This window comes from Escherichia albertii, assembly GCF_028622335.1.
GTDB lineage: Bacteria > Pseudomonadota > Gammaproteobacteria > Enterobacterales > Enterobacteriaceae > Escherichia > Escherichia albertii.
On record NZ_CP117568.1, the window covers coordinates 3,890,860 to 3,906,737 of the forward strand.

The window sequence follows — 15,878 nt, forward strand, 5'->3', positions numbered from 1 at the left end:
TCAGGCAACCTGAACCGGAATCGCTTTCGCGGTACGTTTCATTTCGTTATCACCTTCAAAGTAGGCGACTTTTGGTCGCCAGGCGCGAGCTTCTTCATCTGGCATGGTGACGAAGCTGGCGATAATGACAATATCGCCGACGCTGGCGCAGTGAGCCGCCGCGCCGTTGACAGAAATAATTCTCGAACCGCGTTCTGCTGCGATGGCATAGGTGGAGAAGCGCTTGCCGTTGGTAACATTCCAGATATCAATAGCTTCGTTTTCGAGAATACCGGCTGCGTCAAGAAAATCCTGGTCAATGGCGCAAGAACCTTCATAGTGCAGGTCCGCATGAGTCACTTTTACGCGGTGGAGTTTGCCCTGCAGCATCGTGCGAATCATAACTTCTACCTTTCTACCCTGTCGTTAACGAAGCAGACGGTGCCTGCTTTGAGGAAATTCTCACGCAGTATTGCCCGATTTTTGATGGGTGTCTACTCATCTGACGTCATTTGCATCAGCAGTTTGCGTACTGCGTCGAAACGTGCCATGCAATGTTTGTAACTAATTGAAATTTCTCTGAACGCTGCTCGGTAAACAACAAAGCGAAGGCTGACGGCGGCGATCATTGACTGGATACTGCCTTTACGCAAGACAACACGGAAGGCAGGGAAGATGGATGCACCGAGTACCACACCGCATGATGCGGTGTTTAAACAATTTTTAATGCATGCGGAGACGGCTCGCGACTTCCTGGATATCCATTTGCCAGCGGAATTACGCGAACTGTGCGACCTCGATACGCTGCATCTTGAGTCGGGGAGTTTTATCGAAGAGAGCCTGAAAGGACATAGCACGGACGTGCTCTATTCCGTGCAAATGCAGGGGAATCCCGGCTATCTGCATGTTGTGATTGAGCATCAAAGCAAACCGGATAAAAAAATGGCTTTTCGCATGATGCGCTATTCCATTGCTGCCATGCACCGACATCTGGAGGCTGACCACGATAAGCTGCCGCTGGTGGTGCCGATTCTGTTTTATCAGGGCGAGGCCACGCCTTATCCACTCTCTATGTGCTGGTTTGATATGTTTTACTCGCCGGAGCTGGCGCGGCATGTCTATAACAATCCTTTCCCGCTGGTGGATATTACCATCACGCCGGATGACGAAATCATGCAACATCGGCGGATTGCGATTCTCGAACTGCTGCAAAAACATATTCGCCAACGCGACTTAATGTTATTGCTGGAGCAACTGGTCACACTGATTGACGAAGGGTACACTAGCGGAAGTCAGTTAGTTGCTATGCAAAACTATATGCTGCAACGCGGTCATACTGAACAAGCGGATTTGTTTTACGGTGTGGTGAGAGACAGGGAATCAGGAGGGGAGTCTATGATGACGTTGGCGCAATGGTTTGAAGAGAAAGGGATTGAAAAGGGGATTCAGCTGGGAAGACAGGAAGGGAGACAGGAGGCACGACAAGAGGTAAGTCAGGAATTCGCCCTGCGTTTTCTGAGTAAAGGGATGTCTCGGGAAGACGTTGCAGAGGTGACAAATTTATCTCTTGCCGAGATTGATAAGCTGATTAACTAAGTTGTCTGCGATATGAATAATCGCTTACAGATGCTATTGCCATGATGTGGGGCAAATCAATAATTGGCGCCATCAGCCGTAGCGCCAGTTATACTCGTCATACTTCAAGTTGCATGTGCTGCGCCTGCGTTCGCTCACTCCAGTCACTTACTTATGTAAGCTCCTGGGGATTCACTCGCTTGCCGCCTTCCTGCAACTTGAATTATTTAGAGTATAAGTATTACGCCAGTTCGACGATTTTGTTGTCGATCAGGCGAGCATCGCCAAGCCAGGCGGCGACCAGAATCACTACCCGTTTGCTGTTTTCAGAGACTTCCAGCAGCGTGTCGGCATCGCGAATCTGAATATCATCGGCGCGGAAGCCTTTTTCATTGAGCTCTTGCCCCGCAATGGTAATAATCTCATCGAGATCCCGTTCTCCAGCCTGCAATTTGTCGGCAATCGAACTTAAAACTTTGTACAGACCCGGTGCAATTTTACGTTGTTCTGCGGTCAGATAACCATTGCGGGAACTGAGCGCCAGACCGTCTTTTGCCCGCATAATCGGCACGCCGACAATCTCAATATCAAAACCCATATCGGCAACCATTTTGCGGATCAGCGCCAGTTGTTGAAAATCCTTTTCTCCGAAGCAGGCGATGTCTGGCTGGACCAGGTTGAACAACTTGCTGACGATGGTTGAAACACCGCGAAAATGCCCTGGACGGCTGGCGCCTTCCAGCATGGTTGAAAGTCCAGGAACATCGACATAGGTGTGGGTTTCAGTACCATTCGGATAGATATCTTTTACGGATGGTGCGAAAACCAGATCGACTTTGCGCTTGTTCAGCTTCTCACAGTCTTCCTGCAACGTGCGTGGATAACGCGCCAGATCTTCCGGGCGATCGAACTGCATCGGGTTAACGAAAATGCTGACCACCACCACATCGGCCCGCGTTTTGGCTTCATCGACCAGTTTCATATGACCATCGTGCAGGTTGCCCATTGTCGGCACCAGCGCCACGCGCTTGCCTTCCATACGCAGGCGACGAATTTGCTGACGCAGCAGCGGCAGGGTTTCGATAATTAACACAACGTGACTCCTTAATGGAAACTGTGTTCTTCGCCCGGATAAATGCCGGACTCGACTTCAGCCATATACTGCCGCACAGCAGCGCGGATGTCGCCCGTTTCAGCGAGGAAATTTTTGGCGAATTTAGGAATGTGACCGCCGGTAATGCCGAACGCATCGTGCATCACGAGGATCTGCCCATCGGTAACGTTACCTGCGCCAATGCCGATAACCGGAATCGCCAGCGCTTCGGTAATACGTTTTGCCAGTTCAACCGGGACACATTCCAGCACCAACAATTGCGCGCCTGCCGCTTCTAAGGCTAATGCATCGCTAAGCAGTTGATCGCCAGCCTCATCGCCGCGCCCCTGGACTTTATAACCACCGAAAATATTCACTGACTGCGGCGTTAACCCTAAGTGACCGCACACTGGTACAGCGCGTTCGGTAAGCATTTGCACGGTCTCTACCAGCCATGCGCCGCCTTCAATTTTGACCATATTCGCACCGGCACGCATTACCGTTGCAGCATTTTCAAACGCCTGTTCCGGTGTGGCGTAAGCCATAAACGGCAGGTCAGCCAGTAGCAGGCAGTTTGGGGCGCCGCGACGCACGGCGGCGGTGTGATAAGCGATATCTTCAACGGTAACGGGAAGGGTGGAATCATGTCCTTGCACGGTCATGCCCAGCGAGTCGCCGACCAGCATGACGTTAAGTCCTTCATCAGCAAAGAGTTTCGCGAAGCTGTAGTCGTAGGCGGTAATGGTAGCGAAACGTTTTTTTTCCTGCTTATATTTCTGCAATGAAGCAATAGTGGTAGGTTTCATAACGTATCCTGATGGCTAAAGTCAGATCTGATTGCATTCTAGCAGTCGAAATCAGGTGGGCAATGGTTTTTAGTGTGAAGAAAAGTTCGCACCAGAGCAGAACGCTGGTGCGTTGAGAAGGGAGTAACGTTTATTTATTCATAGGTAAAGGAGAAGGTTGCATTACCTGAAAACGTTCCCGTACTGATGACCGTTCCACTGCCATCTGGTACGAGTTGTGCTGTAAAGGGGAAATAAAGCAGGTTATTCAACCAGACCGGGAAGTTATAATCTATTGCAGCGACACCATCAGGTTTTAATAACACCTTACTATCATTATAAGTTGAATGGACTTTTACGGCCACACCTGAGGCGGAGCCGGAAGTTTTACCAACAAGATTAGCATCACTTGCAGCATTTGCAGCCTTTAACTTAGCCGTAATCTTGCTGGCGTAACAGTATTCAGCTCGAATGGAAAAAGGAACCACCGCTGTATTACCGCTGTTTACTTCAGAAATATAATTATTGCCTAACTTGATTTCGTTGCCGCTGACATTTCCTCCATCCTGTGCCAGGGCAATCATTGCACAGGTTGGTTCGTCAACGTAAAAATGCACGGAGTTTGCTGTAACGAAAAAATCTATCCAGGGTTGGTTGCTATTACCTATATACCAGGAGGCTATTTTCCCTGGTATTGCAAATCCTTCAGAAACTCCATTTTGAGGTTTGAACTCAGGAGTCCAGAAGAAACGGAATCGTAAATACCAGCTATTGTCACTGTATTCATAAGCCCACCTGGTGCTGGCGTTATCTGTATGGCTATCTCCGTTACTTTGTCCGGGAAGATGCAAATCAAGTTCATCCGCAGCCCCACAACTGATACATACTAATTCTACTGAGTAAACAATACCAGGAACGGTTGTTTTTAGTAGTCCATAGCCATTACTTGTAGTATATGTTGATAAAAGATTGGCTTCCGCAGTATTAATAAAATGTACCGAACTTGTGCCACTGCCTAAGGATTTACATCCAATCTTATCGCCCCGAAGGTCAATATGGACATCCCAGACCGCAAAGGCTATTTCTGATGGTGTCGTAACCATTTGTGTTTGTATATTGAAGGGAGTTGGGGTTATCGTCATTTCATATGGCCCTGAAGCATTACGCTCTATGTAACATTCATTAGCTAACGTATACCGTGACGATATAAAAAATAACAGTATTATACTGCATAAGTTAATTAACAGTCTGTTGTTTTTCTTTTGCATAACTATCCTTATTATTCGTAAGAGACGTTAACAATAACCTGGCTTCTCACCATGCCCGATTCGGGAGGAAGGGCATTATTAACTCGCTGCATTCGGGAATAGAATGTCCAGATTGAAGGAATAAGATTACCCGAGGCTACCGAATAGATAGCTTGCGAACTTCCGTCAGTTTTCCTCACATTAAATGTTTGTTCATTGGATTGTGTCGAAAATATCACAATACCGACGTTTTTAGCTCCGGTAGATTGTTGTTCATATTCATTGCTGAAGATTTGATTATTCACTTGCGCGAGTGAACCCGACTGCGGCTGAAAATCTAATTTTATTTGCGATTGCGTAGTCTGAATATTATCGCAAGAGACAATATTCACGTTAAATGTTTTGCCGCCGCTATAATCTGTCGTCGGTGTAACATTGTCAGCAAAATAGTCCAGCGTCACAGTACCGAGATCCACCACGCCATTGTTACTGATTTCAACCTGACAGGTGCTAGCCACAATCTGTGCGGTAAGATCGATATCCTGACCGGCATTGCTGAAAGGTGTAATAAAGACGGTTGCCAGACCCAAAAGGCGTATGAATTTATGATGCCTGCATAGCATTCTAATATCCTTATCTGCACTTATTGGTAAGTTATCGTAAAAGTTGTGGGAGAGAGAAACTCACCCGGCGTGACATCAGCAGTTGTTCTGCCTTCAGCAACAGTCATCCGTGCACTTAACTTGTAGTCAAATGGCTGTGTCGTGGTGTCTGTTGGAAGATTGACTGTCATCACGTTTCTGAGATAACAATTGAACTGTGCACTGCCATTCCCTTCTGGCGTATCGGTTGTCCATACTTCCACTGCGGTTCTGCCAGCGGCTCCTGTACCGGAGAGTTTGTTGGCGAAACCAGAAGAATTGGAGTTAGAACCCGCGCAGTTTATCCCTCTGGGAGCTAATACTACCTGGGCACTATTTTGTGGAAGACCGGAACAATTGCTAAAGCGAATTTTAAATTTTTGTACTTTGCTTTTAGCTGCCAGCTCAGAAATATAAACATCGTTAAAGGCAACGATATTAATCTCAGTATCGCTGGAATTGAGTATCTTAGCAGTGCAGGTGCCCATGGTAAGGTTACTGTTAACGGTTAAAGAGGTTGAAGGTGTACCTGCATAAGTGAAATTGATACGAAAGTTTGTGCCCACTGCAACAATCGCAATTAGTGTAGCTATGGCTTTTAATTTCATGGTGGCTGTCCCTGCTATTCATAGGTGAAGTTAAAGGTGGCTTTAGCCTGAAATGTACCGGTGCGTCCCGATCCCACCGTTGTTTCACGTAGTGCGACGGTCAGTGGCACACCGTGAGACTTCTCATCGTTGCTCCATTCAAATCTGTCGGTATTATTGGGAGAGAAGAAGGTTGAATCAGCTGTACCTCTACGCTTAATTCCCATGCCAATACCGGCAGCGCCAGCGTTTGCTTCATTAACAATCAACTTACCTGAAATAGTTGTTCCTGTTAGCCTTGTATAAATTTTTGAGAGTTCATTACTACAACCGGTGGCGACTAATTTAAAGTTGGCTTCAGCGGAGGGGGCACCCGTAACAACTTTATCAAGTCCAACATCAGGAATTATCAGGCTATATTCATCGTTCCCACCATTGGTCACTACAGGGCCGCCATCTTGTTCAATGGCTATCGTACAGGTGGTGGCTAATACGGTGGCTGTAAAATCGACATCAAGATTTGTTGCAGTACTAACCATGGGAAAAACCAGGCCGATTAATGCGGATGTTATTATTATCCTTTTCATAGAATTTTCCATATTAATGATTTGCTACCTGACAGATAAGATCGTTAAGTAATAAGGTATTTGTATTTCCCAATGTTTGTGGCTGGACAGGGAGCTGATAATGTAATTTGCAGTGCGTGGTTTGATTGTTTTCAAACCAGCTAACTGTTAATTCCCCATTATCGTTAATACCACGTACAAATGCCTGGCCACCTTGTCCCATACTGCCTATCATTATTTCATTCTGGTAAACCTCTGCGGCAAATGGAATCGCTTTGCCATTATTGGCAGTAATATTCAACACGGCTGAGCGTCCCTGATCCGTTTCAAAACGGGTTAGAACAATGGAGCCGCTACGAGGTACGGTGGTAGCACTGGTACTTTTGAGTTCTACATCGTTTTCCATTGTTTCAATGTTCAGACCAACCCTGTTTTCACGGTATGGACTGACAGAGGATGTCACTGCATATCCCCAGCGATCGATTTCATTATTACTGTTATTGAGTCGCGCACCTTTCGCTCCTGGAGCTTTAATTAATACCAACGTATCGTTATTGCTGAAACTGTTGTTAGTGAACGTCAGTCCACCGCCATGTAATATAAAGCCGCCATCAGTTGAAATAGAATACTGTTGACTATTATCGGAAGTGGCAGAGGCCGAAGCGGAAAGGCCGCCTAATCCAGATTCATAATTGATATAGCCACCTACGGAGGCTATATCACTGGTGTTTTTATCCAGACTATAACCGGTATTGACGCTGTAATTCACGAGATTACTTTCGCTACTACCTGAACTATTAATATTTAACTGATGTGAGCCATCAAAATCGGTATTGAGCTGAGTATTTACATTACGGAAACCGGAAGACTTACGTTTACCACCGAAAATATTTTCAATAGGAACGCTAACGCTGATATACATTGCGTCATCTTTATCGCCATTTTCATTCCAGCTACGCTGTAGGTTGACGCTGAAGCTACCCCACGAAACACTTTTACTGTAGCCAATGTTATATTCTGTTCTGCTATCGTTTGCGGCCCAATAATCCGTCCAGCTACCGGAAATAAATAACGAACCATAGTCCTCATAAGCGATATTCAGCGGCTGGTTAATACTGACGGTAAACTGGTTCTTCATACGCGAGTATGTCTGCATGGTGTTTTTTTCTTCATCGGCAGACAAATGTTTGGCGTCATCAATCAGAACTAACGCATCATGTAGACCCAGATAATCCTGGGTGGAGTAGCGGTAAGCTGCGAGGTTAAATGACGTTCCGGTATCTTCAAAGAGCTTGTTCCAGGTGACGCGATAACTTTGCCCCTGATAGGTTTTATCATCCGGGATTTGAGTACGGGAATGGGTAACGTCAACGGCAAAGGCACCGATGCCAGTGTTAATACCAAGACCCAGCAATCCGGCGATATAGTCATTATCAGTGAACTGAATGCCGGTATAACCCGTGAAAAAGTTGTTCAAGCCATAGTAAAAAGAGGCTTGCCCCATGTTGGGTTCGGAACGCAGACCATCATCAATGACTTTACCGGCACTGAAGTCCCAACGGCCCACTCCAGGGCGTTGCATTTGTACAACGGAGGAGAAGGGTTGAGTAAACGTGCGTTTTGAACCATCAGCTTCTTCGATAGTTACAATTAGCTCACTACCAAAACCTGATGGGCTGACATCGTCTATAACAAACTCACCGGGTGGAACGGTGGTTTCATAGATTTTATACCCGCTCTGAGTCACCGTGACTTTGGCGTTGGAGTTTGCTACTCCACGTATGGTTGGGGCGTAACTGGCCAGTGCGGAAGGCAGCATCCGGCTATCACTGTACAGGCGAATACCACGAACGTTGACAGAGTCAAATGTTTCACCGGTAGTATAGGAGTCCCCCATGATTACCTGTGAACGCATTGCCGGAATGTCTCGTTGTAAGTAACGATCCTGGAAATCGAAATGACTGCCACTCTCTTTCGTCCAGTTATAGTTACCGCGTGCACGAAAGTGCCAGGCACCTAAATTGATACCCGAGTTTAAAGCACCATAGACACTGTCATTGTCGTTGTCATCTGAACTTGTGTGATAGGCATTCAGTGAATATGACAGCGTGGCTGCGTTAATCCCCGACTCCCACAACGAGGGATCGACATAACCGCCATAGTTCTTCAGGACATAGGCCTGAGGAATTGTTAGATTGAGAAACTGGTCGCTTCCATCAAAGCGAATGTCAGCCTGAGCGAATGATTTCTCCAGGTTCAAACAATCTTCCTCATCACCTTCTCTTGCAAGCAAGGTGACAGGGTGTTCTGGTTGCTTAATGTGTAACTGTGCCAGATTTTTGTGGGTAATACAGGCCGCCGCGCTGTTTTCACCAATATCCACAAACGGAATTTCTAAACTGGATATGGGTTGGCCGTTTACAAATACGCGAGCATTATAGAGGCCCGGTGGTGTCGGGTTACCTTGAGCGTAACGTTTAACATCAATAGTTGATGCGCCAGATCCCATTAAAAAGGAGCTGTCATATTCCACAGTATCTGCTGCTGCACCGCAGTTGCTATAAAAGAGGGCACAACAGGCCGCAAGTAGCGTTTTTTTCGGTATACGACTTTTTTGATGAGTAAACTGGTACAAGGTTGCATTCCTGGCAATGTTAAAGAAAATCCGTTTATTTTTAGAATGTTGCGGAACCGTCGATGTTGCCGCCAAAGTCGTTAATCGCTTTGTAGTTCACTTTTCCTGATGAAACGCTTCCTGGCTGACCGGTTACACTAAAGCTTGCCTGGCTGAAAGGAGCGACCATACTGGAATCGACTTTGTAGTTCTTGCCGGCGCTTTCCAGAGTGATGTCATTAAACGATACGTAATAAGGCGTTGGATTATTCGCCAGCAATTGCGCGTTATTTAATTTCCAGGTGATTTTCGCTGGCGCTTCAGCAGGTTCGCCCTGTAAGCCGCTCGGGCGATAAAAGAGTTTGATGCGGGTGCGGAAAGCCAGTTGTAATAAGTTTTTGTCGGTCTGAGCATCTTTTGGCTTGGGGGGCACTTCCAGCACGTTAAACCAGTAGACGCTTTCCCGGTCTTTAGGGAGATCTGTTGCACCGGTAAACATCACTTTTACGGTTTGCCCACGTTTTGGCTCAACGCGTGAAACAGGTGGCGTAGCGGTAAACGGGACTTTAATCTGGCTGGGATCGGCATTGTCATCGCCAGTATCCAACCAGTTCTGAATCAGTAAAGGACGGTTCCCTTTATTTTCAAGACGAACGTTGACATCTTTTTTATCAGAGTTATAGATGATACGAGTCCCGGAAATAATAATGTCAGCGAATGCCGGAGCACTGGTTAACAGAGTACTAATAAATAATGCACTAATCGTTTTTTTTACCAAGGGAAACATAAGCACTCCTTGCTGTTAGTGGGAAAATAAAATTAGTGAAAATAAGGTTTGCCCGATGGCAAACCTTATACTCAACTCACCATTAATTAAGGATAAGTAATAGTGTACAGTGCGTTAGTTGTTACATGACCTTCAGTAACCGCCGGGCTGTTTGGTGCTTTAACATAAGAGGCGTTAAACACATACTGACCGTTACCATCTGCATCCAATGTTAATTCCTGGACTTCAGAAGAATTGTTCATATGGATTTGTTTAATTTCAGCAGCGCCAGAGTTATTTTTCATATTATGAACAGCAATATTCACGTTCTTAGCCGGCTGAATATCGTTAATAGTGATGTTTGTATTGTTATTCAGAGTACCGCTGGTGTTCGCATAGCTAGCTGAACCCATGGTCAAAGCCGCGGTGGTCTTACCTGGTACACAATCAACAGCAATCATGAACTCTTTCGGCAATAAGCCGACAGCTGTTGCGCTTACTTCAGCAAAGTTATCCGTTACGTTCGCAGTATCCAGAGTAACTACGCCATCAGTGCTGATGCCGTGCATACCTGTATCAACTACACCGACTTTACAGGTGCCGGACTGTACCATACCGTTAAAATCGATATGGCCGCCATCAACAGCCAGGGCTGAACCGGAAGACAAAACCAGGACGGCTGCGAGCAGTGTTTTTTTCATGAAACGTATCCTTACAAAAAATTGAAGTATTAATTCGGCGGAGGAACATTACTGAAAGTATTGATGTAATGTAAGAGGGGGGGCGATTATTGTTGGTGTGAATATATGAATTAATTTTATTGGTTTTTGGTTTTATGATTTAAATATGGCGAAAAAAATAGATAATTCATATGTTGTGATTATTATTTGTTGTGTCAATTTATATTTTTTAAAAGGCGAATTAAGAATATATAACGTGGAATGGTTTGATTTTTAAGTTATTATAACAAATAACTTTTTTGTGGCTGTTAATGGAATTGACGGTGTCAGATGCAAGAAATGTTAAAACAAAGATAAGTTTCTTGAAGAGACGTTTTAGTTATTGAGTCTGATTGAGACGAGAATCTTATTTATCCCGAAGATATCACTTGAGATTTGTATATATGGACACGTTGTATCAGCATCATAAGCAACGTGGAGTATGATTAGATTGTTCTGTTATACCGCGCTTTACCAAAGTTCAGGTCTGGAAGCATCTGACTCAATAAGTATCTTCTGTAAAGAATCACCGTCAGGAAACACCAGCTCAGGCGCAATCTCAAACAGCGGCCACAGCATAAAACCGCGATTCTTCATATCGTAATGCGGAACAGTCAGGCGTTCGGTATCTATCACTGCATCACCAAACAGCATAATGTCGAGATCGAGCGTACGCGGCCCCCAGCGTTCGGCTTTGCGCACACGTCCCTGCTGTAGCTCAATACGCTGTGTATGGTTAAGTAACTCTTCTGGTGCGAGAGTGGTTTCCAGCGCTACGGCTGCGTTCAGATAATCGGGTTGATCCTGCGGACCCAGAGGGGGGGTGCGGTAAAACGAAGAGACGGCGAGAATGCGACTTTCGGGAATATCAGCTAATGCTTTTACGGCAGCATTGACCTGCTCCAGCGGAGAGGCCAGATTGCTGCCAATGGCAATATAAGCCACCGTCATGCGGTGCCCTCGCGACGTGGCGCGCGTCTGCGCGGACGACGAGTACGACGACGTGGTGACGGTTCTTCATCCAGCTCGTTGAGCATCCCTTTCTGGTCTGGCGGCGCGGAGACCTGGAACTCACCCCACCATTTCGCCAGGCGTTGTAATTCAGCGTTACGCTCCACTTCAGCACGCAGTGCCAGTAGATCGTAAGCCGCGCGGAACTTCGGATGTTCCAGTAATTTCCAGGCGCGTTTACCCTGACGGCGGGACATACGCAATTGCAGCTGCCAGATATCGCGGGTTAGCGTAGTCAGACGTTTCGGTATCGCCAGCGAACGGCAGGCTTCGTCCAGCACATCGTTCATCGCCAGCGCGAAAGCGTCATGATAAGTCAGGCCGCTTTCCTGGGCGATTTTCTGTGCCGTTTCCAGCAGTGGATACCAGAACATGGCGGCAAACAGGAACGCCGGATTAACGCGCATATCATTATGAATACGCGTATCGGTGTTTTTCAGGACCTGCTCAATGATTCGCTCCATTGGACTGTCGCCATTTTCCGTAAAGTAACGGGTAATGGTCGGGAACAGTGGCTGGAACAGATGATATTCACACAGCAGTTTATAGGTTTCGTAACCATAACCCGCTTGCAACAGTTTGAGTGACTCTTCAAACAGACGCGCTGGAGGAATATCGTTCAGCAGGGTAGCCAGGCGTGGGATCGGCTCTGCGGTTTCCGGGCTAATGCGCATGTGCAGCTTGGCGGCAAAACGTACCGCGCGCAGCATCCGTACCGGATCTTCACGGTAGCGCGTTTCCGGGTTACCAATCAGACGGATAACGCCGTCTTTCAGATCCTTCATGCCGCCAACGTAATCGCGAACGGTAAAATCCGCCACGCTGTAATACAGGCTGTTGATAGTGAAATCGCGGCGCTGGGCGTCTTCTTCGATGGAACCGAAAATGTTGTCGCGCAGCAACATACCATTTTGCCCGCGCTGGGAGGTGGTGCGATCGCTGACGTTGCCTTCGTGATGTCCGCGGAAAGTGGCAACTTCGATAATTTCCGGGCCAAACATCACGTGGGCGAGACGGAAACGGCGACCTACCAGACGACAGTTACGGAACAGTTTGCGTACCTGCTCTGGCGTGGCGTTAGTGGTCACGTCAAAATCTTTCGGCTTTTTGCCAAGTAACAGGTCGCGTACGCCGCCGCCAACCAGCCAGGCTTCGTATCCCGCTTTATTGAGCCTGTACATTACCTTCAGGGCGTTTTCACTGATATCTTTGCGGGAAATAGCATGCTGCTCACGCGGGATCACCGTCACCTGTGGACGGGCGACTGCCTGTTCAGCCTCGCTCTCCTCGCGGCTTAGCACCTTGCGGCAAAAATTAGCGACTCGGGTAAAAATAGTACACCTCGGTAGTGTCAAACATCATTCAGGACAAAAAAATAGCGGCTAATCATAGCTCAGCATGACGCATTTGAGAATGTTGAATTTACAATTGCCGACTCCGGCACCGCAGTCAGCGCCCAGTTTTTGACGGCTGACTGGAGGATTTGCTCAACGCTGTAATCCTGCCAATGTGCTTGTGTCTGTTGACCCAGAAACCGTAGCGCTTCAATTAGCACCGGGCGCGGATCGCCTTTTGGCAACGCAGGCGCATGATTCTGCTTGGAAAGTTTAGCGCCTTGTGCGTTAAGCGCCAGCGGTAAATGAATGTAATCCGGCACTTGCCAGCCAAAAAGCTGGTACAGCGAGATTTGCCGTACCGTTGGTTCAATCAAATCCGCACCACGGACAATTTCTGTCACGCCCTGAAAGTGATCGTCAACAACCACCGCCAGGTTATAGGCAAACAAACCATCACGGCGATGGATAATGAAGTCTTCCCGTGCCAGTTTTTCGTCGGCGTGGATGATACCGCGCAACTGATCGGTAAACTGCGTAACCGGATGTAATTGCCGAATGCGTACAGCCGCGTTTTCTGGGTCATGATGTAATTCACGGCAATGACCATCGTAAATACCGCCAATACTGTGAATTCGCGCTCGTGTACAGGTGCAGTAATAACTTAGCCCTTGCTCGTGTAGCCAGACGAGTGCTTCGCGATAGGCATCGTGACGCTGGGATTGCCAAAGAACGTCGCCGTCCCAGAGCAGACCGTAATGTTCCAGCTGGCGCAGAATAGTTTCTGCGGCACCGGGAACTTCACGAGGCGGGTCGATATCTTCAATGCGTACCAGCCAGCGACCTTTTTGCGCGCGTGCCTGCAAATAGCTGCCGAGTGCGGCAATCAGAGAACCAAAATGGAGCTCGCCGGAAGGAGAGGGAGCGAAGCGGCCAATATAGTGTGTGTCAGTCATCTCTTTGAACAAAAAATAAGGCGGGAGCATTTCCCGCCTGTGGTAAACGTGATGAAACGGCTGTAATTAGCCAGCCATCTGTTTTTCGCGAATTTCAGCCAGCGTTTTGCAGTCGATGCACAGATCGGCTGTCGGACGCGCTTCCAGACGACGAATACCAATTTCGACACCACAGGATTCGCAGTAGCCGAAATCTTCGTCTTCCACTTTTTTCAGCGTCTTTTCGATCTTTTTGATCAGCTTGCGCTCACGATCGCGGTTACGCAGTTCGAGGCTGAACTCTTCTTCCTGGGCTGCACGGTCTACCGGGTCCGGGAAGTTGGCCGCTTCATCCTGCATATGTGTAACGGTGCGATCGACTTCATCCCTGAGTTGATTACGCCATGCTTCCAGAATACGACGGAAGTGCGCCAGCTGGGCTTCGTTCATATACTCTTCGCCCGGCTTCTCCTGATATGGCTCCACCCCAGCGATGGCGAGAATACTCAGGGACGATGTTTTACGGTTTTGCCCTTCTTGCATGTTGCTTCTCCTTAACACGCACTATCGATCCCCATGTTCGGGGGAAAAATGAGGCCGCTATAAATAGCAGATGCTTTTCCGGATAGCAATTATCTAAACGTAACACTTGACAACTGTGTGAGGAAAAGCGTATTTGCGCACGCGACCAGAATGTAAATTAACCAGTTACTTACTCTACTACAGTGTAACGGGCAGTGATTTTTTAAGAGCCATACCTTTGGCAGAAAGTTCCGCTTTATAAGCCAGAATTTCTACCCCCTTCTGTTGAGCTTCTGACAATAGTTGCGCGTATTTCTCATCGATGTGGCGCGCGGGTGAAAACCGTGTAATGGCTGAATGCAGCACGGCAAAAAAGATAACCGCTCGCTGGCCTTCAGCCGCTACGTTCATCAACTCCCGAAGGTGTTTCTGACCTCTTTCAGTGACCGCATCGGGAAAGAATCCCTGTTCATTCTCCGCTAACGTAACCGATTTCACTTCAATATAGCAGTCTGGACGCGAATCCGCCTTTAACATGAAATCAATGCGGCTGCGTTCGGCGCCGTATTTTACTTCGCTTTTCAGCGAGCTATAGTCTGACAGCTCCGAAATTTTCCCATCAAGGATAGCCTCTTTCGTCAACCTGTTGGCCCACAGCGTATTAACGCAAATAAATGCACCGCTTTGGCTTTGGGTTAATTCCCAGGTGTGCGGGTATTTCCGTTTTGTATTGTCGGAAGTTGAATACCAGACAGTATCGCCTGGCGTCGCACAACCGGTCATTGCGCCAGTATTCGGGCAGTGTAGCGTTAACTCACGACCATCGGGTGTGATCACATCGGCTAAAAAGCGTTTGTAACGCCGGATTAGCGTAGCGCGTTGTAGTGGAGGGGAAAATTCCATTGCGACAATCCTTGTTATTGCGCCAGAGTCCAGCGTTTTAGCGGCGTGTAGCGTGTGCGCCCACGAGCAAACGAGGAGGCATAAAGGGTGAACTCTGTCACCGTATACGACCAGTTAAAGCTTGGCGGCGGAATGGTCACCGCTTCGCTGGCATCGCGCAATAAGGTGATATGTGGATGAAAAGGGCGATTGCTTTGAAAACAACCACTGCGTGCTGCTTGCGAACGGAGCATATTCGCCAGTTGAATTAAGCCGCGCGGCGGCTGGCGCATGCCCAACCACACCACGCGTGAACGCAACCATTGGCCTGCATCATCCAGCGTTAATGTAAAACCCGGTTGACGGATCCGTCCGGCCAGTAACGACAGCGCTTTCTCTTTCTCTGCGCTCACCTCGCCTAAAAACGGCAACGTCAGATGCAAATTCTCGGCGGCAACCGGACGCCCTGCGTCTGGCGGAAACTGTGCGGCGCGCCAGTGGATTATTTGCTCGCGGACTTCAGCAGGTAAATCGATAGCAAAGAATAGCCGTTGCGGTTCAGACATGTGAGACACTCGGTTATGAATTATCGCGATGCTACAATGTGACGCGAAGAATGTTA

Annotated in this window: 17 protein-coding genes; 1 reads left to right on the forward strand and 16 read right to left on the reverse strand. The window is 47.7% G+C overall.

Annotated elements, in window-relative coordinates:
• Nucleotides 1-381 (reverse strand): aspartate 1-decarboxylase, encoded by a 381-nt coding sequence (panD, locus tag PS053_RS18815; RefSeq protein ID WP_000621509.1) that lies wholly within the window; start codon nucleotides 379-381, stop codon nucleotides 1-3.
• 273 nt (nucleotides 382-654) lie between these two features.
• Here panD and PS053_RS18820 point away from each other — a divergent pair, with 273 nt between their 5' ends.
• On the forward strand, nucleotides 655-1,575 hold the full coding sequence (locus PS053_RS18820; protein WP_000339898.1) for an Rpn family recombination-promoting nuclease/putative transposase: 921 nt from the start codon (nucleotides 655-657) through the stop codon (nucleotides 1,573-1,575).
• A 220-nt stretch (nucleotides 1,576-1,795) separates the two neighbouring features.
• Here the strand turns inward: PS053_RS18820 and panC are convergent, their stop codons facing one another.
• From panC to thpR, 15 genes are all read right to left on the reverse strand, one after another.
• Nucleotides 1,796-2,647: a pantoate--beta-alanine ligase gene (panC, locus tag PS053_RS18825; RefSeq protein WP_000905402.1), complete on the reverse strand. Its 852-nt coding sequence runs from the start codon at nucleotides 2,645-2,647 to the stop codon at nucleotides 1,796-1,798.
• Between the two features lie 11 nt (nucleotides 2,648-2,658).
• Complete coding sequence (gene panB, locus PS053_RS18830; protein WP_000805478.1) at nucleotides 2,659-3,453, reverse strand: 3-methyl-2-oxobutanoate hydroxymethyltransferase; 795 nt, start codon at nucleotides 3,451-3,453, stop codon at nucleotides 2,659-2,661.
• Between the two features lie 134 nt (nucleotides 3,454-3,587).
• Nucleotides 3,588-4,700, reverse strand: coding sequence for a fimbrial protein (locus PS053_RS18835; RefSeq protein ID WP_256878682.1), 1,113 nt, complete (start codon nucleotides 4,698-4,700; stop codon nucleotides 3,588-3,590).
• A gap of 11 nt (nucleotides 4,701-4,711) precedes the next feature.
• On the reverse strand, nucleotides 4,712-5,302 hold the full coding sequence (locus tag PS053_RS18840) for a fimbrial-like protein (protein WP_000882558.1): 591 nt from the start codon (nucleotides 5,300-5,302) through the stop codon (nucleotides 4,712-4,714).
• 20 nt (nucleotides 5,303-5,322) lie between these two features.
• On the reverse strand, nucleotides 5,323-5,928 hold the full coding sequence (locus tag PS053_RS18845; RefSeq protein ID WP_025237634.1) for a fimbrial protein: 606 nt from the start codon (nucleotides 5,926-5,928) through the stop codon (nucleotides 5,323-5,325).
• A 14-nt stretch (nucleotides 5,929-5,942) separates the two neighbouring features.
• On the reverse strand, nucleotides 5,943-6,494 hold the full coding sequence (locus tag PS053_RS18850; protein ID WP_025237633.1) for a fimbrial protein: 552 nt from the start codon (nucleotides 6,492-6,494) through the stop codon (nucleotides 5,943-5,945).
• Between the two features lie 13 nt (nucleotides 6,495-6,507).
• A complete protein-coding gene (locus tag PS053_RS18855; RefSeq protein WP_256878681.1) occupies nucleotides 6,508-9,108 on the reverse strand; it encodes an outer membrane usher protein in 2,601 nt (866 codons plus the stop codon).
• 40 nt (nucleotides 9,109-9,148) lie between these two features.
• Nucleotides 9,149-9,874: a fimbrial chaperone gene (locus PS053_RS18860; RefSeq protein WP_025237631.1), complete on the reverse strand. Its 726-nt coding sequence runs from the start codon at nucleotides 9,872-9,874 to the stop codon at nucleotides 9,149-9,151.
• Between the two features lie 86 nt (nucleotides 9,875-9,960).
• Nucleotides 9,961-10,554: a fimbrial protein gene (locus tag PS053_RS18865; RefSeq protein ID WP_256878680.1), complete on the reverse strand. Its 594-nt coding sequence runs from the start codon at nucleotides 10,552-10,554 to the stop codon at nucleotides 9,961-9,963.
• Between the two features lie 489 nt (nucleotides 10,555-11,043).
• Entirely contained in the window at nucleotides 11,044-11,523 is a 480-nt protein-coding gene (gene folK, locus PS053_RS18870) for a 2-amino-4-hydroxy-6-hydroxymethyldihydropteridine diphosphokinase (protein ID WP_000215156.1), read from the reverse strand.
• Complete coding sequence (gene pcnB / locus PS053_RS18875; protein ID WP_205570410.1) at nucleotides 11,520-12,917, reverse strand: polynucleotide adenylyltransferase PcnB; 1,398 nt, start codon at nucleotides 12,915-12,917, stop codon at nucleotides 11,520-11,522. The genes folK and pcnB overlap by 4 nt, the downstream gene beginning before the upstream one ends.
• 59 nt (nucleotides 12,918-12,976) lie before the next feature.
• Nucleotides 12,977-13,873 carry a tRNA glutamyl-Q(34) synthetase GluQRS gene (gene gluQRS, locus PS053_RS18880; RefSeq protein WP_032278907.1) on the reverse strand — a complete coding sequence of 299 codons (897 nt, stop codon included), beginning with the start codon at nucleotides 13,871-13,873 and terminating at the stop codon, nucleotides 12,977-12,979.
• Between the two features lie 66 nt (nucleotides 13,874-13,939).
• A complete protein-coding gene (dksA, locus tag PS053_RS18885) occupies nucleotides 13,940-14,395 on the reverse strand; it encodes an RNA polymerase-binding protein DksA (protein WP_001155227.1) in 456 nt (151 codons plus the stop codon).
• A gap of 177 nt (nucleotides 14,396-14,572) precedes the next feature.
• On the reverse strand, nucleotides 14,573-15,277 hold the full coding sequence (gene sfsA, locus PS053_RS18890; protein WP_059218443.1) for a DNA/RNA nuclease SfsA: 705 nt from the start codon (nucleotides 15,275-15,277) through the stop codon (nucleotides 14,573-14,575).
• A gap of 14 nt (nucleotides 15,278-15,291) precedes the next feature.
• Nucleotides 15,292-15,822: an RNA 2',3'-cyclic phosphodiesterase gene (gene thpR / locus PS053_RS18895; protein ID WP_273774348.1), complete on the reverse strand. Its 531-nt coding sequence runs from the start codon at nucleotides 15,820-15,822 to the stop codon at nucleotides 15,292-15,294.
• Between the last annotated feature and the right edge of the window lie 56 nt (nucleotides 15,823-15,878).